The sequence below is a fragment of the Streptomyces sp. NPDC056144 genome, from assembly GCF_042264145.1.
Classification (GTDB): domain Bacteria; phylum Actinomycetota; class Actinomycetes; order Streptomycetales; family Streptomycetaceae; genus Streptomyces.
In genome coordinates this window covers 123,931-142,938 of record NZ_JBHJVF010000011.1, presented here as the reverse complement: position 1 = coordinate 142,938, position 19,008 = coordinate 123,931, and the positions used below count along the sequence as shown (strand labels likewise).

General features: G+C 72.0%; 21 protein-coding genes. 14 read left to right on the top strand and 7 right to left on the bottom strand.

Annotated elements, in window-relative coordinates; genetic code table 11:
- The first annotated feature begins 45 nt into the window (after positions 1 to 45).
- On the top strand, positions 46 to 990 hold the full coding sequence (locus ACFC0Z_RS27985) for an RluA family pseudouridine synthase (RefSeq protein ID WP_376443476.1): 945 nt from the start codon (positions 46 to 48) through the stop codon (positions 988 to 990).
- Here ACFC0Z_RS27985 and ACFC0Z_RS27980 read toward each other — a convergent pair.
- From ACFC0Z_RS27980 to ACFC0Z_RS27965, 4 genes are all read right to left on the bottom strand, one after another.
- Positions 974 to 1,603: an MBL fold metallo-hydrolase gene (locus ACFC0Z_RS27980; protein WP_376443474.1), complete on the bottom strand. Its 630-nt coding sequence runs from the start codon at positions 1,601 to 1,603 to the stop codon at positions 974 to 976. The genes ACFC0Z_RS27985 and ACFC0Z_RS27980 overlap by 17 nt on opposite strands.
- A complete protein-coding gene (locus tag ACFC0Z_RS27975; RefSeq protein WP_376443471.1) occupies positions 1,603 to 2,688 on the bottom strand; it encodes an S-(hydroxymethyl)mycothiol dehydrogenase in 1,086 nt (361 codons plus the stop codon). Before ACFC0Z_RS27975 ends, ACFC0Z_RS27980 begins: the two co-directional genes overlap by 1 nt.
- A 145-nt stretch (positions 2,689 to 2,833) precedes the next feature.
- The gene (locus ACFC0Z_RS27970; RefSeq protein ID WP_376443470.1) at positions 2,834 to 4,294 is read right to left on the bottom strand and encodes an amino acid permease; all 1,461 of its coding nucleotides are present in this window, start codon (positions 4,292 to 4,294) and stop codon (positions 2,834 to 2,836) included.
- 177 nt (positions 4,295 to 4,471) lie between these two features.
- The gene (locus tag ACFC0Z_RS27965) at positions 4,472 to 5,173 is read right to left on the bottom strand and encodes a FadR/GntR family transcriptional regulator (protein ID WP_376443467.1); all 702 of its coding nucleotides are present in this window, start codon (positions 5,171 to 5,173) and stop codon (positions 4,472 to 4,474) included.
- A gap of 148 nt (positions 5,174 to 5,321) precedes the next feature.
- Between ACFC0Z_RS27965 and ACFC0Z_RS27960 the strand changes: the two genes are divergently transcribed.
- Genes ACFC0Z_RS27960 through ACFC0Z_RS27950 form a run of 3 tightly spaced genes read left to right on the top strand, consistent with a single transcriptional unit; the run spans position 5,322 to position 7,783 of the window.
- A complete protein-coding gene (locus tag ACFC0Z_RS27960; RefSeq protein ID WP_376443464.1) occupies positions 5,322 to 5,849 on the top strand; it encodes a gluconokinase in 528 nt (175 codons plus the stop codon).
- 17 nt (positions 5,850 to 5,866) lie between these two features.
- Entirely contained in the window at positions 5,867 to 7,264 is a 1,398-nt protein-coding gene (locus ACFC0Z_RS27955; protein ID WP_376443462.1) for a GntP family permease, read from the top strand.
- A 51-nt stretch (positions 7,265 to 7,315) separates the two neighbouring features.
- Positions 7,316 to 7,783, top strand: a complete 468-nt coding sequence (locus ACFC0Z_RS27950; protein ID WP_376443459.1) for an ASCH domain-containing protein — start codon at positions 7,316 to 7,318, stop codon at positions 7,781 to 7,783.
- Here ACFC0Z_RS27950 and ACFC0Z_RS27945 read toward each other — a convergent pair.
- Positions 7,776 to 9,431 carry an FAD-binding dehydrogenase gene (locus ACFC0Z_RS27945; protein ID WP_376443456.1) on the bottom strand — a complete coding sequence of 552 codons (1,656 nt, stop codon included), beginning with the start codon at positions 9,429 to 9,431 and terminating at the stop codon, positions 7,776 to 7,778. The genes ACFC0Z_RS27950 and ACFC0Z_RS27945 overlap by 8 nt on opposite strands.
- A 128-nt stretch (positions 9,432 to 9,559) precedes the next feature.
- Between ACFC0Z_RS27945 and ACFC0Z_RS27940 the strand changes: the two genes are divergently transcribed.
- The 9 genes from ACFC0Z_RS27940 (at position 9,560) to ACFC0Z_RS27900 (ending at position 16,151) form a co-directional block, all read left to right on the top strand.
- A complete protein-coding gene (locus ACFC0Z_RS27940) occupies positions 9,560 to 10,189 on the top strand; it encodes a TetR/AcrR family transcriptional regulator (protein ID WP_376443453.1) in 630 nt (209 codons plus the stop codon).
- 31 nt (positions 10,190 to 10,220) lie between these two features.
- Positions 10,221 to 10,985 (top strand): glucose 1-dehydrogenase, encoded by a 765-nt coding sequence (locus ACFC0Z_RS27935; RefSeq protein WP_376443450.1) that lies wholly within the window; start codon positions 10,221 to 10,223, stop codon positions 10,983 to 10,985.
- A 42-nt stretch (positions 10,986 to 11,027) separates the two neighbouring features.
- A complete protein-coding gene (locus tag ACFC0Z_RS27930) occupies positions 11,028 to 11,528 on the top strand; it encodes an NUDIX hydrolase (protein ID WP_376443447.1) in 501 nt (166 codons plus the stop codon).
- A 64-nt stretch (positions 11,529 to 11,592) separates the two neighbouring features.
- The gene (locus tag ACFC0Z_RS27925; RefSeq protein ID WP_376443445.1) at positions 11,593 to 11,985 is read left to right on the top strand and encodes a YidH family protein; all 393 of its coding nucleotides are present in this window, start codon (positions 11,593 to 11,595) and stop codon (positions 11,983 to 11,985) included.
- The gene (locus ACFC0Z_RS27920) at positions 11,985 to 12,299 is read left to right on the top strand and encodes a DUF202 domain-containing protein (protein ID WP_376443442.1); all 315 of its coding nucleotides are present in this window, start codon (positions 11,985 to 11,987) and stop codon (positions 12,297 to 12,299) included. The genes ACFC0Z_RS27925 and ACFC0Z_RS27920 overlap by 1 nt, the downstream gene beginning before the upstream one ends.
- A 126-nt stretch (positions 12,300 to 12,425) precedes the next feature.
- Positions 12,426 to 12,722, top strand: coding sequence for a hypothetical protein (locus tag ACFC0Z_RS27915; RefSeq protein WP_376443440.1), 297 nt, complete (start codon positions 12,426 to 12,428; stop codon positions 12,720 to 12,722).
- 119 nt (positions 12,723 to 12,841) lie between these two features.
- Complete coding sequence (locus tag ACFC0Z_RS27910) at positions 12,842 to 13,753, top strand: MBL fold metallo-hydrolase (RefSeq protein WP_376443437.1); 912 nt, start codon at positions 12,842 to 12,844, stop codon at positions 13,751 to 13,753.
- Between the two features lie 133 nt (positions 13,754 to 13,886).
- Complete coding sequence (locus tag ACFC0Z_RS27905; protein WP_376443434.1) at positions 13,887 to 14,912, top strand: phosphotransferase family protein; 1,026 nt, start codon at positions 13,887 to 13,889, stop codon at positions 14,910 to 14,912.
- Between the two features lie 6 nt (positions 14,913 to 14,918).
- A complete protein-coding gene (locus tag ACFC0Z_RS27900; protein WP_376443431.1) occupies positions 14,919 to 16,151 on the top strand; it encodes an acyl-CoA dehydrogenase family protein in 1,233 nt (410 codons plus the stop codon).
- 4 nt (positions 16,152 to 16,155) lie between these two features.
- Here ACFC0Z_RS27900 and ACFC0Z_RS27895 read toward each other — a convergent pair whose 3' ends face one another.
- Both ACFC0Z_RS27895 and ACFC0Z_RS27890 read right to left on the bottom strand, forming a co-directional pair.
- Positions 16,156 to 16,749, bottom strand: coding sequence for a TetR/AcrR family transcriptional regulator (locus ACFC0Z_RS27895; protein WP_376443428.1), 594 nt, complete (start codon positions 16,747 to 16,749; stop codon positions 16,156 to 16,158).
- Positions 16,750 to 16,800: 51 nt separating this feature from the next.
- The gene (locus ACFC0Z_RS27890) at positions 16,801 to 17,574 is read right to left on the bottom strand and encodes an SDR family oxidoreductase (RefSeq protein WP_376443425.1); all 774 of its coding nucleotides are present in this window, start codon (positions 17,572 to 17,574) and stop codon (positions 16,801 to 16,803) included.
- A 174-nt stretch (positions 17,575 to 17,748) separates the two neighbouring features.
- Between ACFC0Z_RS27890 and ACFC0Z_RS27885 the strand changes: the two genes are divergently transcribed.
- Complete coding sequence (locus ACFC0Z_RS27885) at positions 17,749 to 18,999, top strand: exo-beta-N-acetylmuramidase NamZ domain-containing protein (protein ID WP_376443423.1); 1,251 nt, start codon at positions 17,749 to 17,751, stop codon at positions 18,997 to 18,999.
- Positions 19,000 to 19,008: the final 9 nt, after the last annotated feature.

The following is a 19,008-nucleotide window of genomic DNA, read 5'->3' as shown; positions in this document are numbered from 1 at the left end:
TCTTGTGGGGTCCTTCTCGTTTACGGCGATACGGCGGTGGGACCGGTGCGACGCAGAGTCAAGGCCCCTTCCTCGCCCCTCCCCCAGCGGGACGGGATCGACGCGGTGCGGGTGCGGCTGCCGGAGGATCCCGAGGGGGCCTGGGCGACCGTCGGCGATCATCTGCGGGACCGGTACGGGGCGGCGATCGGCGTCGGGCGGGTCGGGGAGATGCTGCGGGACGGCAGGTTCGTGGCCGTCGAAGGGCCGGTCGACGGCTCCGAGCCGTACGCGGTGGGGCGGCATCTCTGGTTCCACCGGGATTTTCCGGCCGAGACGCCCGTGCCGTTCGGGATCGGGGTGGTCCACCGGGACGAGCGGATCGTGGTGGTCGACAAACCGCACTTCCTGGCGACCATGCCGCGCGGCCGGCACGTGACCGAGACCGCGATGGCGCGGCTGCGGCGGGAGCTCGGGGAGCCGCGGCTCCAGCCCGCGCACCGGCTCGACCGGCTGACGGCGGGGCTCGTGCTCTTCGTCGTACGGGAGGAGGACCGGGGGGCGTACCAGACGCTGTTCCGGGACCGGGCCGTGCGGAAGGCGTACGAGGCGGTGGCGCCGTACGATCCGGCCGTCGAGCTGCCCGTCACCGTGCGCAGCCGGATCGAGAAGGAGCGGGGCGTGATGGCCGCCCGGGAGGTGCCGGGCGAGCCGAATGCGGAGAGCCGGATCGAGCTGGTGGAGCGGCGGGGCGGGCTCGGGCGGTACCGGCTGGTGCCGGTGACCGGGCGGACGCACCAGCTGCGGGTCCACATGAACGCGCTGGGGCTGCCGATCCTGCACGATCCGGTCTATCCGGTGGTGCGTGAGGACGGGCCGGAGGACTTCTCGCGTCCGCTGCAACTGCTCGCGCGGACGCTGGAGTTCACCGACCCGGTCACGGGCGGGGAGATGCGGTTCGAGAGCCGGCTGACTCTCGAAGGCCTCAGTGGCCTCAGTGGCCCCGGTTGATCCATTCCTGAAGGTGGGGGGCCTCGGCGCCGATCGTGGTCGGGTCGCCGTGGCCGGTGCGGACCTCCGTCTCCGGGGGCAGGGTGAGGAGCTTCTCGCGGATCGAGTCGACGATCGTCGGGAAGTCCGAGAAGGAACGCCCGGTGGCGCCGGGGCCGCCCTGGAAGAGGGTGTCCCCGGTGAAGACCGTGCCGAGCTCGGGGGCGTACAGGCAGACCGCGCCGGGGGCGTGTCCCGGGGTGTGCAGGACCGTGAGGTCGATGCCGGCGATGGTGAGGACCTGGCCGTCGGCGAGGTCGCCGTCCGGGCTGTGGTCCGGGTGGGTCAGCTTCCAGAGCGGCTGGTCGGCGGGGTGGAGCAGGATGCGGGCTCCGGTGGCGGCCGCGAGCGCCGGGGCCGCGTCGATGTGGTCGTCGTGCGCGTGGGTGCAGACGATGGCGCGCAGGGCGCGGCCGTCGAGGGCGGCGAGGATGGCCTCGGCGTCGTGGGCGGCGTCGATGACGACGGCCTCGGTGTCGTCGCCGACGATCCAGACGTTGTTGTCGACGTCCCAGGTGCCGCCGTCGAGGCTGAAGGTGCCGGAGGTGACGAGGTGGTCGATGCGGGCGCTCATCACAGCACCACCACCGAGCGGAGGACGTCGCCCTCGTGCATGCGGGCGAAGGCCTTCTCGACCTCGCCGAGGCCGATGGTCTCGGTGACGAAGGCGGCGAGGTCGATGCGGCCCTGCTGGTGCAGGTCGATCAGCATCGGGAAGTCGCGGGAGGGCAGGCAGTCGCCGTACCAGGAGGACTTGAGGGAGCCGCCGCGGCCGAAGACGTCGAGGAGGGGCAGTTCGAGCTTCATCTCCGGGGTGGGGACGCCGACGAGGACGACGGTGCCGGCGAGGTCGCGGGCGTAGAAGGCCTGCTCGTACGTCTCCGGGCGGCCGACGGCCTCGATGACGACGTCGGCGCCGAAGCCGCCGGTGAGCTCGCGGATCGCCTCGACGGGGTCGGTGGAGCGGGAGTTGACGGTGTGGGTGGCGCCCATGCCCTTCGCCGTCTCCAGCTTCCGGTCGTCGATGTCGACGGCGATGATCTTCGCGGCTCCGGCGAGGCGGGAGCCGACGATCGCCGCGTCGCCGACGCCGCCGCAGCCGATGACGGCCACGGTGTCGCCGCGGCCGACGTTCCCGGTGTTGATGGCGGCGCCGATGCCGGCCATGACGCCGCAGCCGAGGAGGCCCGCGACCTCGGGGGCGACGGTGGGGTCGACCTTGGTGCACTGGCCGGCGGCGACGAGGGTCTTCTCGGCGAAGGCGCCGATGCCGAGGGCCGGGGAGAGCTCCGTGCCGTCGAGGAGGGTCATCCTCTGCTTCGCGTTGTGGGTGGCGAAGCAGTACCAGGGGCGGCCTCGCTCGCAGGCGCGACAGGTTCCGCAGACGGCCCGCCAGTTGAGGACGACGAAGTCGCCGGGCGTGACGTCGGTGACGCCCTCGCCGACGGACTCGACGACGCCGGCGGCCTCGTGGCCGAGGAGGAAGGGGAACTCGTCGTTGATCGCGCCCTGCTTGTAGTGCAGGTCGGTGTGGCAGACGCCGCACGCCTGGATCTTCACGACGGCCTCGCCGGGGCCGGGATCGGGGATGACGATGGTCTCGACCCGTACCGGTTCGTTCCTGCCGGGGGCGATGACCCCCTGGACGTGCTGCGGCATCGCGAACTTCCCTTCCTCCGAACGGATTCCTCCGCCCGGATCTTGTAAGCCTCTTGGGTACCACTATCTCCTGACAAAAGGCGAGACCCCCGCAGGTGCTGCCTGCGGGGGTCTCGCGGCTCCCGTGGGGGGAGATCGGTGGGGGTCAGTCGCGGTCGGCCGCGGAGGTGCTGCGGACCCGGCCGCGGACCAGGAACCAGCCGCCGACGAGGGCGGCCGCGATGAGCGGGAGGCAGTTCACGGTGGTGCGGCCGATGCCGCCGTCCAGCCACATGAGGACGAGGACGGAGGCGAGGAAGCCGAGGGTGACGATCTGGGTGTACGGGGCCCAGGGCAGGTTGTAGCCGGGGCGGGTCACCTTGCCCCGCTGGGCCGCGCGCCAGAAGAGGAGCGAGCAGACCATGATCATGGCCCAGGTGCCGATGATGCCGATGGAGGCGAAGTTGAGGACCAGTTCGAAGGCCTCGCCGGGCATCACGTAGTTGAGGGCGACGCCGAGGACGCCGAAGCCCGCGGTGAGGAGGATGCCGCCGTAGGGGACGCCGCCCTTGTTCATGACGCCGGTGAACTTCGGCGCGGAGCCGGCCAGCGACATGGAGCGCAGGATGCGGCCGGTGGAGTACAGGCCGGAGTTGAGGCTGGAGAGGGCGGCGGTGAGGACGACGAGGTTCATCACGCCGGCGGCGCCGGGGATGCCCAGCTTGTCGAAGACGGTGACGAAGGGGCTCTGGTCGGCGGAGTAGGCGGTGTACGGGAGGATCAGCGCGAGCAGGATCACGGAGCCGACGTAGAAGAGGCCCACGCGCCACATGATCGAGTTGATCGCCTTCGGCATGATTTTCTCGGGGTTCTCGGTCTCGCCGGCGGCGACGCCGCAGAGCTCGACGGAGGCGTAGGCGAAGACGACGCCCTGGACGAGCAGCAGCATCGGCATGACGCCGTTGGGGAAGATGCCGCCGTTGTCCGTGATGTTGGCGAGGCCGGGGGTGGAGCCGCCGACGTCGTGCGAGGTCACGATCAGGAAGATGCCGACGAGCATGAAGGCGACCAGGGCGGCGACCTTGATGATCGCGAACCAGAACTCCATCTCGCCGAAGTACTTCACGGAGATGAGGTTGGCGGCGAGGACGACCGCGAGGGCGATCAGGGCGAGGATCCACTGCGGGACGTCGCTGAACATCGACCAGAAGTGGGCGTAGGTGGCGGCGGCGGTGATGTCGGCGACGGCGGTGGTCGACCAGTTGAGGAAGTACAGCCAGCCGGCCGTGTAGGCGCCCTTCTCGCCCATGAACTCGCGGGCGTACGAGACGAACGCGCCGGATGAGGGGCGGTAGAGGACCAGTTCGCCCAGGGCCCGCACCACGAAGAAGGCGAAGACGCCGCAGACGGCGTAGGCGAGGAAGAGGGACGGGCCCGCCTGGGACATCCGGCCGCCGGCGCCGAGGAAGAGGCCGGTGCCGATGGCGCCGCCGATGGCGATCATGTTGATGTGGCGGGACTTGAGGTCCTTGCGGTAGCCGGCGTCGCCTGCGTCGACGTGGGGGGTGGCGGCCGTGTTCGCCGGTGCGGCGGACAGCGGCTCGGCCGCGGTGACGCGGTCAGTCATGGAGTTGTTCGCCTTCGTGGGGGGGGGGAGGGGTGGAGCGGTCGCGGCTCGGGGGGTGTCCCCGGACGCGGCCCGCGCACATCCTCACGTCACGAGCGGCGGATGACTGTGGCGGATGTCACTGAACGCCCTTATTTGAGCTAGTTCAGAGCTTCACCGTGCTTCACCGCCACGGCTTCACGGAGCCAGGACGTCCAGCTCCTTGAGGGCGCCGACGGCGATGCGGCGGGTGAGTTCCTCGGCGCGGGCCGCGTCCCGTTCCCGTACGGCCTCGGCGACCTGGACGTGGAGGGTGACGGCGGCCGGGTCGGGGTCCTCGAACATCACGTGGTGGTGGGTGCGGCCGGTGAGGACCTCGGCGACGACGTCCCCGAGACGGGCGAACATCTCGTTGCCCGAGGCGGTGAGGACGACCCGGTGGAACGCGATGTCGTGGACGAGGTACTCCTCCAGTCGCCGGCCGCGGGAGGTGGCGACCATGCCGAGGGCCTGTTCGGTGAGCTCGCGGCACTGCTCGGGGGTGGCGTGCGTGGCGGCGAGGCCCGCGGCGACCGGTTCGACGGCCGAGCGGAGCACCGTGAGGGAGCGCAGCTGGCGGGGGCGGTCGGCGCCGGCCAGTCGCCAGCGGATGACCTGGGGGTCGTACACGTTCCAGCTGGCGGTGGGGAGGACGGTGACGCCGACGCGGCGGCGGGACTCCACGAGGTGCATGGACTCCAGGACGCGCACGACCTCGCGGATCACGGTCCGGGAGACGTCGAAGCGCTGGGCGATCTCGTCGGTGCGGAGCACGGTGCCCGGCGGGTACTCCCCCGCGGTGATCGCGAGACCCAGGGCGGCGAGGACGTGGGAGTGGAGCCCCTGGGCCGGTGTCGTCATGAGGGCCAGCCTAGGCGGGGCCGCGTCAATGATCACCTCGGGAATTAAAAGTACTACTTTTACGTCACAGCCTCTTGAATACGTCGTACCCAATGGGTTTCATGGGCGCGACGGATCGATGTCGACGAAGACAGCGAGGCACCACCTCATGAGCACCACCCCCCAGCCCGAGACACGGCAGGTCGTCGTCGTGATGGGCGTCGCCGGGACCGGCAAGACCACGATCGGCCCCCTGGTCGCCGAGGCCCTCGCCGTCCCGTACGCCGAGGGCGACGACTTCCACCCGGCCGCCAACGTCGCCAAGATGTCGGCCGGCATCCCCCTGGACGACGCCGACCGCGCGCCCTGGCTCGACGCGATCGGCGCCTGGGCGGCCGGGCGCGCCGGGCACGGCGGGGTGGTGAGCAGCTCCGCGCTGAAGCGGAGCTACCGGGACCGGCTGCGCGCCGCCGCCCCCGGGGTCGTCTTCCTGCACCTGACCGGCGACCGGGAGCTCATCGAGGGGCGGATGGCCGCGCGCAAGGGGCACTTCATGCCCACCGCGCTCCTCGACTCGCAGTTCGCCACGCTCCAGCCGCTCGCCGACGACGAGGCCGGTGTCGCCGTCGACGTCGCCGGCACCCCCGAAGACATCGCCACCCGGGCCGTCGCCGCGCTGCGCCGGCTCGCCCACTGACTCCCCAAGGACCCACCGTGACCAGTCTCAGCGTCGAGATCCTGGCAGCGGACGCCGCCGAACCGATCACCTCGGCGGGCAACGCCCAGCTCGGGATCGCCGTACTCGCCGGCATCGCCGTCATCGTCCTGCTCATCACGAAGTTCAAGCTGCACGCGTTCCTCGCGCTGACCATCGGGTCGCTCGCGCTCGGCGCGTTCGCCGGTGCCCCGCTCGCGGACACCATCAAGTCCTTCACCACCGGTCTCGGCAACACGGTGGCCGGCGTGGGCGTGCTCATCGCGCTCGGCGCGATCCTCGGCAAGCTGCTCGCCGACTCCGGCGGCGCCGACCAGATCGTCGACACGATCCTGGCGCGGGCGAGCGGGCGGGCCATGCCCTGGGCGATGGTCCTCATCGCCTCGGTGATCGGCCTGCCGCTCTTCTTCGAGGTCGGCATCGTGCTGCTGATCCCGGTGGTCCTGCTCGTCGCCAAGCGCGGCAACTACTCGCTGATGCGGATCGGCATCCCGGCCCTGGCCGGCCTCTCCGTGATGCACGGCCTGATCCCGCCGCACCCCGGTCCGCTCGTCGCCATCGACGCGCTCGGCGCCAACCTCGGCGTCACCCTCGCCCTCGGCCTGGTCGTCGCCGTCCCGACCGTGATCATCGCCGGTCCGGTCTTCTCCCGGTACGCCGCCCGCTGGGTGGACATCCCGGCCCCCGAGAACATGATCCCCACGCGGCCCTCCCAGGAGCTGGACAAGCGTCCCGGCTTCGGCGCCACCGTGGCGACCGTGATGCTCCCCGTCGTCCTGATGCTGGTGAAGGCGCTCGTCGACATCGTCGTGGACGACCCGGAGAACGGCCTCCAGAAGGTCACCGACGTGATCGGCTCGCCGCTGATCGCGCTGCTCGCCGCCGTCATAGTCGCCCTGTTCACCCTGGGCCGCGCGGCCGGCTTCACCAAGGAGCGGATCTCCTCGACCGTCGAGAAGTCCCTCGCCCCGATCGCCGGCATCCTGCTGATCGTCGGCGCGGGCGGCGGCTTCAAGCAGACCCTCATCGACATCGGCGTGGGTCAGATGATCCTCGACTTCTCCGAGAGCTGGTCGATCCCCGCGCTGCTGCTCGCCTGGCTGATCGCGGTCGCCATCCGGCTCGCGACCGGTTCCGCGACCGTGGCGACGATCTCGGCGGCGGGGCTCGTGGCCCCGCTCGCGGAGGGCATGTCCACGAGCCACACGGCGCTGCTCGTCCTCGCGATCGGCGCGGGTTCGCTCTTCTTCAGCCACGTCAACGACGCCGGGTTCTGGCTGGTGAAGGAGTACTTCGGGATGAACGTCGGCCAGACGATCAAGACGTGGTCGGTGATGGAGACGATCATCTCGGTCGTGGGCATCGTCTTCGTGCTCTTGCTCTCCTTGGTGCTGTGACCCGAGTGGCGTAACCCGGTGCGGGCCGGTCGTGGCTGACAGACTGTCGCCATGACCGGCCCTCACGCGCTCAAGCCCCTGCTCCTCGCCTACCCCGGCCCGCTGCGGGACCGTCTGGTCGCCGCCGTCCTCGCCGGGGAGAAGGTCGCCACGACCGGTCTCCTCGCGGAGTGGCGGGTCGAGAACGAGGACCTGCCGGAGGCGGGCGAGCGCTCCGCGCTGATCGACTCCGACGGCCGCGAGGTCGCCGTCGTCGAGGTGACCGAGGTCGCCGTCCTGCCGCTCGGCGAGGCCGACCTGCGCCTCGCGCTCGACGAGGGCGAGGGGTACACGTCGGTGGCCCAGTGGCGGGAGGCGCACGAGCGGTTCTGGCACAGCGAGGAGATGCGGGAGGGCCTCGGGGACCCGCACTTCACCGTCGACGACTCGACGATGGTGGTCGTGGAGCGGTTCCGGGTGGTGGAGCGGCTCTCCCTGATGCGTACGGTGGTGCCGCCCCGCCCGCCCAGGGTCAGCTGACCGCCTTCGCCGCCGCCCGGCCCGCGGCCCGTCCCGAGAAGACGCAGCCGCCGAGGAAGGTGCCTTCGAGCGAGCGGTAGCCGTGGACGCCGCCGCCGCCGAAGCCGGCCGCCTCGCCCGCCGCGTACACGCCCTCCAGGGGCTCGCCGCTCTCCGTGAGGACGCGCGAGTCGAGGTCGGTCTCCAGGCCGCCGAGGGACTTGCGGGTGAGGATGTTGAGGCGGACCGCGATGAGCGGGCCCGCCTTCGGGTCGAGGATCCGGTGCGGCGACGCCGTACGGATGAGCTTGTCGCCCAGGTACTTGCGCGCCCCTCGGATCGCCGTGACCTGGAGGTCCTTCGTGAACGGGTTGGCGATCTCGCGGTCCCGCGCGGTGATCTCGCGGCGCAGCGCCGCCTCGTCGACCAAAGGCTCCTCGGTGAGCGCGTTCATGCCCCTGACCAGGGCGGACAGATCGTTCTCGACGACGAAGTCGACCCCCTTGTCCATGAACGCCTGGACCGGGGCGGGGACGTCGGCGCGGGCGCGGCCGAGGACGTCGCGGACGGACTTCCCGGTGAGGTCGGGGTTCTGCTCGGAGCCCGAGAGGGCGAACTCCTTGCCGATGATCCGCTTGTCGAGGACGAACCAGGTGTGGTCGTACCCGGTGCGCATGATGTGTTCGAGCGTGCCGAGGGTGTCGAAGCCGGGGAAGAGCGGCACGGGCAGGCGCTTGCCGGTGGCGTCCAGCCAGAGGCTGGACGGGCCGGGGAGGATGCGGATGCCGTGCCGGGCCCAGATGGGGTTCCAGTTCTCGATGCCCTCGGTGTAGTGCCACATCCGGTCGCGGTTGATGTGGTGGGCGCCGGCCTTCTCGGCGATGCCGAGCATGAGGCCGTCGACGTGGGCCGGGACCCCGGAGAGCATGCGGGCGGGCGGGGTGCCGAGCCGGGCGGGCCACTGGGCGCGGACGAGGTCGTGGTTGCCGCCGATGCCGCCCGAGGTGACGATCACGGCCTGGGCGCGCAGCTCGAAGGCGCCGGTGGCCTCGCGGCCGGACGCGGTGCCCCGGGGCACGGCCGAGGGTTCCAGGATCTCGCCGGAGACGGTGTCGACGGCTCCGGCGGTGCGGCCGAGGCCGGTCACGCGGTGACGGAACCGGAGCTGGACGAGGCCGCGGGCGACGCCCTCGCGGACCTTGCGCTCGAAGGGGGCGACGAGGCCCGGGCCCGTGCCCCAGGTGATGTGGAAGCGGGGGACGGAGTTGCCGTGGCCGTTGGCGTCGTAGCCGCCGCGCTCGGCCCAGCCGACGACGGGGAAGAACCGCACCCCGCGCGCGTGCAGCCAGGAACGCTTCTCGCCGGCGGCGAAGTCGACGTACGCCTCCGCCCACTTCCGCGGCCAGTGGTCCTCGGTGCGGTCGAAGCCGGCGGTGCCGTACCAGTCCTGGAGGGCGAGGGCGTGGCTGTCCTTGACGCGCATCCGGCGCTGCTCGGGCGAGTCGACGAGGAAGAGCCCGCCGAAGGACCAGTGGGCCTGGCCGCCGAGGGACTGCTCGGGCTCCTGGTCGAGGAGGATCACGGTGCGGCCGGCGTCGACCAGCTCGGCGGTGGCGACGAGACCGGCGAGGCCGGCCCCGATGACGATCACGTCAGCGTCGTAGGACATGGATCGCATCTTGGATACACGGATGTATCCAGTCAACCGTTTCGCCTCGTCGACCTCGCCGACCTCGTCCATCCGGTGCAGACCTCACCCCCCTCCCGTTTTCTAATGTCGAGCATTAATATGGTCGTATGGCAAGGACGTCAGGGCCCGAGACCCGGGACAAACTGATCCGAGCGGCCGAGGAACTCTTCGCCGCCCAGGGCGTCGACGGCGCCCAGCTGCGGGACGTGGTGGCCCTCGCCGGACAGGCGAACCCCTCGGCCGTGCAGTACCACTTCGGTTCGCGCGCCGGACTCCTCGACGCGGTCATGGCCGGCCGCCAGGCCCGTACGGAAAAGGTCCTCGCGCCCCTCTTCGAGCGGGCCGGCGACGACCTCCGCGAGCTGGTCGCCGCCCTCGTCACCGCCGAGGCCAGCGAGCTGACCGACGACCGGGGACGGCGCTGCCTGCGGATCTCCGCGCAGCTCAGCCACGAGAGCGGAGTCCGCGCCCGCACCCCCCACCCCACGCTCGCCGGGACCGTCTACTGGCGGCTGATCGAGCGGATCGCCGGCCGGCTCGCCGCCGACGGCCTCCCCGAGCCACTGCTCCTGGAGCGCCTCGACCTGGCGCTGACCGTGGTCGGCGCGGCGATGGCGGACCGGGCCCGGCAGTACCTGGCGGGCGTCGAGCCGCTCACGGACGAGCCGCTCTTCCTCGCCGACCTGGTCGAGACGACCACCGCGCTTCTCCGGGCCGCACAGCCCCGGAGCGTCTGAAGATCATCAGCTGTTCGAAGGGACCCCTTTCATGAACGACCTCACCGGCAAGACCGTCCTGATCACCGGCGGCGCCCGCGGCCTGGGCGCCGAGGCCGCCCGGCAGGCCGTGGCCGCCGGGGCCAACGTCGTCATCACCGACGTCCTGGACGAGGACGGCAAGGCCACCGCCGAGGCGCTCGGCGAGCGCGCGCGCTTCCTCCACCACGACGTGACCTCCGAGGAGGGCTGGGCGGAGGCCGTCGCCTACGCGGTGGCGGAGTTCGGCGGGCTGCACGGCCTGGTGAACAACGCGGGCATCTCCACCGGCGCCTTCCTGGAGACCGAGTCCGTCGAGCACTTCCGCAAGGTCCTCGACATCAACCTGACCGGCGTCTTCATCGGCATGAAGGCCGCGATCCCGGCCATGAAGGAGGCCGGTGGCGGCTCGATCGTCAACATCTCCTCGGCCGCCGGCCTCATGGGCCTGGCCCTGACCGCCGGTTACGGCGCCTCGAAGTGGGGCGTGCGCGGCCTGACGAAGATCGGCGCGGTGGAGCTCGGCACGTCGAGGATCCGCGTCAACTCCGTCCACCCGGGCATGACGTACACCCCGATGACCGCCTCCGTCGGCATCGAGCGCGGCGAGGGCAAGTACCCGAACACGCCGATGGGCCGGGTCGGCGAGGCCGACGAGATCGCGGGCGCGGTCGTCTTCCTGCTCTCGGACGCCGCCTCGTACGTGACGGGCGCGGAGCTCGCGGTGGACGGCGGCTGGACCACCGGTCCGACGGTCAAGTACGTCATGGGGCAGTAGAGCTCGTCCGTCGTACGAGTACGGCGGTGATTTCATGGGCGCATGAGCGCTGAAGAGATCCTTGACGTCGTCGACGAGAACGACCGGGTGATCGGGCAGGCTCCGCGCGGCGAGGTGTACGCGCGGGGCCTGATCCATCGCTGCGTCTTCATCCGGGTCCGGGACGCCGAGGGGCGGACCTTCGTCCATCGCAGGACGGCGACGAAACTCTCGTACCCCTCCCTGTACGACATGTTCGTCGGCGGTGTCGTCGGCACGGGCGAGTCCTACGACGAGGCCGCGCTGCGCGAGGCCGAGGAGGAGCTCGGGGTCTCCGGACTGCCCCGGCCGGAGCCGGTCCTGACGTTCCTCTTCGACGGGGGCTCGGAGGGGAAGTGGTGGTCGGCCGTCTACGAGGCCCGCTGGGACGGGCCGGTCGACCCGCAGGTCGAGGAGGTCGCCTGGCACGCCTTCCTGACGGAGGAGGAGCTGGCCGAGCGGCTCGGGACCTGGGAGTGGGTGCCCGACGGGCTGGCCGCGTACGAGCGGCTGCGGGACCGCTGAGCACGGGCGTTCACCCCCCCTGACGCGTCGGGCAGGGCGAACACACGGCCGCTAGGGTGCACGTGTGAGCGATTTTGTGCAGAGCCTGCGGCTGTGGTTCGCGCCCCAGCGCATCCGGGACGAGGGCGAGACCCCCGACTACCGCTTCTCCCTCGCCAACGAGCGGACCTTCCTGGCCTGGATCCGCACCTCGCTCGCCCTCGTCGGCGGCGGCTTCGCCGTCGACCAGTTCCTGCCGGACCTGCGCTGGGGCATCCGGGTCGGCTTCTCGCTCGCCCTGCTCGCGGCCGGTGTGCTGTGCGCGCTGCGGGCCGTGAACCACTGGGTGCGCTGCGAGCGGGCGATGCGGCGCGGCGAGGACCTGCCGTCGTCCCGGTTCCCGGCCGTGCTCAGCCTGGTGGTGGCCGTCGTGGCGATCGCGATGGTCGTGGTCGTGGTCTTCGGCTGGGCCGGGTAGTGGACGCGGAAGCGGTCAGGGACCCCGGGCTCCAGCCCGAGCGGACGCGGCTCGCGTGGCGGCGTACGACCCTGTCCTGCACGGTCGCGGCCGTGCTGGCCCTGAAGCTGACCTTCGACGAGTCCGTCTCGGCGGTCGCGGTGACCGCCTTCGCGCTGACGGCCCTCGTCTGGATCGCCTTCCTCGCCGTCGCCCATCGGCGGATCCGCTCCCTGGACACCGCGCGCCCCGCCCCGCTCTCCCACCGGGGGGCGTTGCTCGCCGCGGGGTGCACGATCGCGCTGGCCGTCTTCGGGGCGGCCGTCATCTGGTGAGCAGGGTGAGCGGGGTGAGCAGGGTGAGCGCGGACGCGTGGCGCCCGCACCGATCAGGACGAGTCGGGCATACGGGACTAGCCTGAAGGGGTCAGTCGCCCCCGCCCCCGCACAGAGGCACAGGTCATGACCCTCCTGCACCAAGAGCACCCCACGCACGCCCACGTCCACGGCCCCGCCTGCGGGCACCAGGCCGTGGAGCACGGGGACCACGTCGACTACGCGCACGACGGCCATCTGCACCGCGAGCACTCCGGGCACTGGGACGAGTGCGAGACGACGGAGCACGTTTCCCACGGCGAGCACGCGCACCAGCACGGGCCGGAGTGCGGGCACGAGGCCGTGACCCACGGGGACCACGTGGACTACGTGCACGACGGGCACCGGCACGCGCCGCACGACGGACACTGGGACGACCACTGATCCTGAACCGCTGATCCCGAACCACCGACCCTGCTGAACGACCGGTTCGGCATTCCCCCGGCCCCGGGCCGCCTGGCACTCTTCCCCTGTCAGTCGAACTCCTAGCCGGGGGAACAGCTTTGTCCGCAACCGACCCGTACGTGGTCGCACTCGCGCCGAACGTCCACGCCTACGTCCAGCCCGACGGCGGCTGGTGCCTGAACAACGCCGGATTCCTCGGCGACGCCCGCGAGTCGCTCCTCGTCGACACCGCCGCGACCGAGCGCCGGGCCCGGCTGCTGCGCGAGGCGGTGCTCGCGGAGGGGCTGCCGCTGCCCCGGACGATCGTCAGCACCCACCATCACGGCGACCACACCTACGGCAACGGCGTGTTCCAGCCGGAGGCCCGGGTCGTGGGCCACGAGAACTGCCGGGCCGAGCAGCTCGACGCCGGGCACCAACTCCACCTGCTGTGGCCGGGGACCGACTTCGGGAAGGTCGACATCCTGCCGCCCTCCCTCACCTACCGCGAGCGGCTGACGCTGTACGTCGGCGAGATCGAGGTGCGGGTCGTCCACCCGGGTCCCGCGCACACCACCGGCGACTCGATCGTGCACCTCCCCGAGCAGGGCGTCGTCTTCACCGGCGACCTCGTCTTCCAGGGCGGGACGCCGTTCCTGCCGATGGGTTCGCTGGCCGGCTCGCTGCGCGCGCTCGACCTGCTGCGCTCGCTCGACGCGCCCACGGTGGTGCCGGGCCACGGTCCCGTGACGGACCCCTCGGCGTACGACGCGACGGAGCGGTACCTGCGCTGGGTCCTCGACCTGGCCTCGGAGGGGTACGCGAAGGGGGACGGCCCGCTGGAGACGGCGCGGCGCGCGGAGCTCGGGGAGTTCGCCGCGTGGCGCGAGAGCGAGCGGCTCGTCGCGAACCTGCACCGGGCGTACGCGGAGCTGGAGGGCCTGCCGGAGGGGCACCCGCTGAACCCGGTGACGGTCTTCGGGGACATGGCGGCGATGAACGGCGGGGTGCCGGTGGCCTGCCACGCCTGATCGAGCAGGGGAGCCGGGGGCCACGCGCGCGCGTGGCCCCCGATTTCCGTCCGCCGCAAACCCCTCTGGACGACATACCGACTGGTCGGTCATCATGAACGACAGCCGCAGCCGACACGGAGGTACGTCCACGATGAGTCCCGTCCCGCCGCCGCCAGGTCTCGACCCCGAGCGGCTGCGCCGCTTCCTCGACAGCGAGCGGCCCGGTCTGGTGGCCGGCCCGCTCGACGCCCGCCTCATCGAGGGCGGCCGGTCGAACCTCACGTACGTCGTGACCGACGGCACCGGCCGCTGGGTGGTCCGGCGCCCGCCGCTCGGCCACGTCCTCGCCACCGCGCACGACATGCGCCGCGAGCACCGCGTCATCAGCGCCCTCCACGCGACCGACGTCCCCGTCCCCGAGGCGCTCGTGCTGTGCGAGGACGAGTCGGTGCTCGGCGCGCCGTTCTACGTCATGGAGCACGTCGACGGGACGCCGTACCGCTCGGCCGAGGAGCTCGCGCCGCTCGGCGCCGAGCGCACCCGCGCCGCCGTCCTCGGCCTGGTCGACACCCTCGTCGACCTGCACGCCGTCGACCCGGCGGCGGTCGGCCTCGGCGACTTCGGGCGCCCCGAGGGCTTCCTCGACCGGCAGCTGCGCCGCTGGGGCAAGCAGCTCGACGCCTCGCGCGGCCGGGAACTGCCCGGGATCGACGAGCTGCACGCCGCGCTCGGCCGGGCGCTGCCCGCCTCTCCCGCGTCCACCGTGATCCACGGCGACTACCGGCTCGACAACGTGCTCATCGGTCCCGACGACCGCATCCGGGCCGTCCTCGACTGGGAAATGTCGACGCTCGGCGACCCGCTCACCGACCTCGGCCTCCTCGCGATGTACAGCACGCCGCTCGACCTCCCCGACTCCCCCATCTCGACCACGGCCACGGCCCCCGGCCATCCGGCCGTCGCCGAGCTGGTCGAGCGGTACGCCGCCCGCTCGGGCCGCGACACCTCCGCCCTCGCCTGGTACACGGCCTTCGCCTGGTTCAAGCTCGCCGTGATCCTGGAGGGCATCCACTACCGCTGGACCCTCGGACAGACGGTCGGCGCGGGCTTCGACCGGATCGGCGAGCTCGTCCCCGTCTTCATCGAGCACGGCCTCACGACCCTTCAGGAAGGCTGATCCCCCATGGACTTCGCGTACGACGCCCGCACCGAGGAGCTCCGGACCCGGCTCCTGGCCTTCATGGACGAGCACGTGTACCCGGCCGAGGCCGTCGCCGAGGGGCAGCGCGCGCTGCTCGCCTCCCCGTGGGACACCCCGCAGATCGTGGAGGACCTCAAGGCGGAGGCGAAGCGGCAGGGTCTGTGGAATCTCTTCTTCGTAGACCAGCACAGCCTTCCCGATGCGGAGTACGGGGCGGGCCTGACCAACCTCCAGTACGCCCCGCTCGCCGAGATCACCGGCCGCAGCCCCCAGCTCGCCCCGACCGCCCTCAACTGCGCGGCCCCGGACACCGGGAACATGGAGCTGCTCGCCCAGTTCGGCGACGAGGCGCAGAAGAAGCAGTGGCTGGAGCCGCTCCTCGCGGGCGAGATCCGCTCCGCCTTCGCGATGACGGAGCCCGAGGTGGCCTCGTCCGACGCGACCAACGTCGAGACGCGGATCCGGCGGGACGGGGACGCGTACGTCGTCGACGGCCGCAAGTGGTACATCTCCGGGGCCATGAACCCCGACTGCCGGATCCTCATCGTCATGGGCAAGACCGACCCCGACAACCCGGACCCGCGCCGCCAGCAGTCGATGATCCTCGTGCCGCGCGACACCCCCGGCGTCGAGGTGCGGCGCGCGATGACGGTGTACGGGTACGAGGACCACTACCACGGCGGCCACGCCGAGGTGGTCTTCGACGGGGTACGGGTCCCTGCCTCGAACCTCATCGGCGAGGAGGGCGGCGGCTTCGCCATCGCGCAGGCCCGGCTCGGCCCCGGCCGCATCCACCACTGCATGCGGCTCATCGGCATGGCTGAGCGGGCGGTCGAGCTGATGTGCCGCCGCGCGGTCTCCCGTACCGCCTTCGGGAAGACGCTCGCCCAGCAGGGCGTCGTCCAGACCTGGATCGCCGACGCTCGGGTGACGATCGAGCAGCTGCGGCTGCTCGTCCTCAAGACGGCCTGGCTCATGGACACCGTGGGCAACCGGGGCGCGCACACCGAGATCCAGGCCATCAAGATCGCCACCCCGCGCGCGATCGTCGACATCATCGACAAGGCCGTGCAGCTGCACGGCGCCGGCGGGGTCTCGCAGGACTTCCCGCTCGCCGAACTCTGGGCCGCCGCGCGGACCCTGAAGCTGGCGGACGGCCCGGACGAGGTGCACCAGCGGTCGCTGGCGCGGCGGGAGTTGAAGCGCTACCTGTGAGACCTCACGGGCGCAGGGCCCGCAGCAGGAGGTCGGCCAGGTGGTCGGCGACCTGCTGCGGGGTCAGCGGGCCGTCCGGGCGGTACCACGTGGACAGGTGGTGCACCGAGCCGAAGTGGTAGTCGACGACGAGCGAGGCGGGGGTCGCCGAGGAGAAGACGCCGGAGCTCTGGCCCTCTTCGACCAGGGCGCGGAAGCGCTCGTGGTAGCGGCGCCGCTCGGCCCGCACCTGCTTGTTCTTCTCCGGGCTGAGGTGGTGCATGGAGCGGAAGAAGATGGCGGCGTCGTCGAGGTTCTCGATGGTCGTGACGACGACGTCGGCGGCGGCTCCGCGCAGCCGGTCCTCGATGGGCGCGTCGGAATCCGCGTAGGCGTCGAGCCGCTCCTGCTGGAGGCGCAGGACCCGGGCGTAGACCTCCTGGAGGAGGTCCTCCTTCGAGCCGAAGTAGTGGTAGAGCGCGCCCTTGGTGACCCCGGCGGCCTCCACGATCTCCTGGACGGAGGTGCGGTCGTACCCCTGCTCCGCGAAGAGGCGGGTGGCGGCGGCGAGCAGCCTCTGCGGGACGGGCGCCTCGCTCTCGTCCGTCGTCCTGGCCATGCTCCGCCGCCTTCCCTCGTGACGTACTTGTGCGCTCATCTTCCCACCCGATCAGCGGGTGCCCGTCTCCCAGGCCCGCTGCACGTGGTTCATCGTGCCGAGCCAGCGCTCCGGGTCGGTGGCGCGGTTGCGGTAGTAGCCGGCGACCTCGGGGTGGGGCAGGACGAGGAAGCGGTCGGCGGCGATGGCGTCGAGGAGGGCGTCGGCGACGTCCTCGGGCTCGATGGCGGTGGGGGCAAGGACGAGCTCGCCGGCCGATCCGGCGGCGGTGAGCATGTCCGTACGGACGCCCTGCGGGCAGATCGCGTGGACCCGGAGACCGCGGTGGCGGTAGGTGAGGGAGAGCCATTCGGCGAAGGCGTACGCGCCGTGCTTGGAGACGCTGTACGGGGCCGCGCCGATCATCGTGAGCAGCCCGGCGGCGGAAACCGTGGACACGAACCGGCCCTCGCCGCGCTCCAGCCACTCCGGGAGCAGGGCGCGGGCCGCGCGGACGTGGGCCATGACGTTGACGTCCCAGGCGGCGGCCCAGACGTCCTCGTCGGCGAAGGCGTCGCCCGGCGAGGAGAGCCCGGCGTTGGCGCACCAGATGTCGACGGATCCGCCGAGGGCCTCGCGGGCCTCCTCGACGACGGCTGAGGCGTCGCCCGGGACGGCGAGGCCGCCGATCTCCTCGGCCATGGCGGCGGTACGGGCCGGGTCGAGGTCGTTGACGACGACGCGGGCGCCCTCGGCCGCGAAGCGGCGGGCGAGGGCCGCGCCGATCCCGCCGGCGGCGCCGGTGACGACGACGCGGGTGCCTTCGAGGCGGTGTTCCTTCTCCATGGGCCTGCCTGCCTTCCCCTGATCGGCCGGTCGGCTTTCCGACGCGTCGACGCGGGCAGACTAACCGGTCGGTATGGCGGTGCGGAAGGCCTCTTCCGCATGCCTCGTTCCCCGGAGCGCCGCCGGGCGCTAGCGTGCGTGCGCATGTCACCCCGGTCGTTCCGAGGAGGTCCCATGGGTCTGTCGCGACGGAGTCTGCTGGCCGCGGGAGGGGCGGTGGTGGCCACCGCCTCCACCACGTCCACCGCGTCCGCCTCTTCCCCGCCGCCCGGTCACGGCCGGGTGCGGACCGGCTTCGAGCGGCTCGCGGCGGACGGGTACGCGCTCCTCGCGGGCGAGCGCGTCGGGATCGTCACCAACCCGACCGGCGTCACCGCCGACGCCCGGCACGTCGTCGACGTCATGCACGCCGACGACCGGGTCGACCTCGTCGCCGTCTTCGGCCCCGAGCACGGTTTCCGGGGCACCGCCCAGGCCGGCGGCTCCGAGGGCCGGTACGACGACCCCGCCACCGGCCTCCCCGTCCACGACACCTACCTCAAGAGCGGGCAGGCCCTCGCGGACGTCTTCACCGCCTCCGGCGTGGACACCGTCGTCTTCGACATCCAGGACGTGGGCGCGCGCTTCTACACGTACATCTGGACGCTGTACGACTGCATGGCGGCGGCCGCGCTCGCCGGGAAGCGGTTCGTGGTCCTCGACCGGCCGAACCCGGTCACCGGGCGCGCCGCGCTCGGGCCCGTCCTGGAGCGGGCGTTCGCGACCTTCGTCGGGCGCGAGCCGATCGCGCAGGCGCACGGCATGACGGTGGCCGAGCTCGCGCTGCTCTTCAACGCGGAGTTCCTGGCGAAACCGGTGGAGCTGGAGACGGTCCGGATGGCGGGGTGGCGGCGCGGGGAGTTCTTCGACGCGACCGGACTGCCCTGGGTGCCGCCGAGCCCCAACATGCCGACGCCCGACACGGCGCTCGTCTACTCCGGCACCTGCCTCTTCGAGGGGACGAACCTCTCCGAGGGGCGGGGCACGACCCGGCCCTTCGAACTGCTCGGCGCCGAGGGGATCGACCGCCGGTGGGCGGAGGCGGCGAACGCGCTCGGGCTGCCGGGGGTCCACTTCCGCGAGGCGTACTTCGCGCCGACGTTCTCGAAGTTCCAGGGCAGGACGGTGGGCGGGGTCCAGCTGCACGTCGACGACCGGAAGGCCTTCGACCCGGTGCGGACCGGGATCGGACTCCTCGTCACGGCCCGCGGCTCGTGGCCGGGCTTCGCCTGGCGGGCCGACCAGTGGATCGACAAGCTGACCGGTTCGACGCGGGTACGGACCCTGATCGACGCGGGTGCGGACACCGACGAGGTCGTCGGGGCCTGGGAGCCCGGGCTCGCGGCCTTCCGGGCGGTGCGGAGCGCGTACCTGCTCTACCGCTGACGGCCCGTC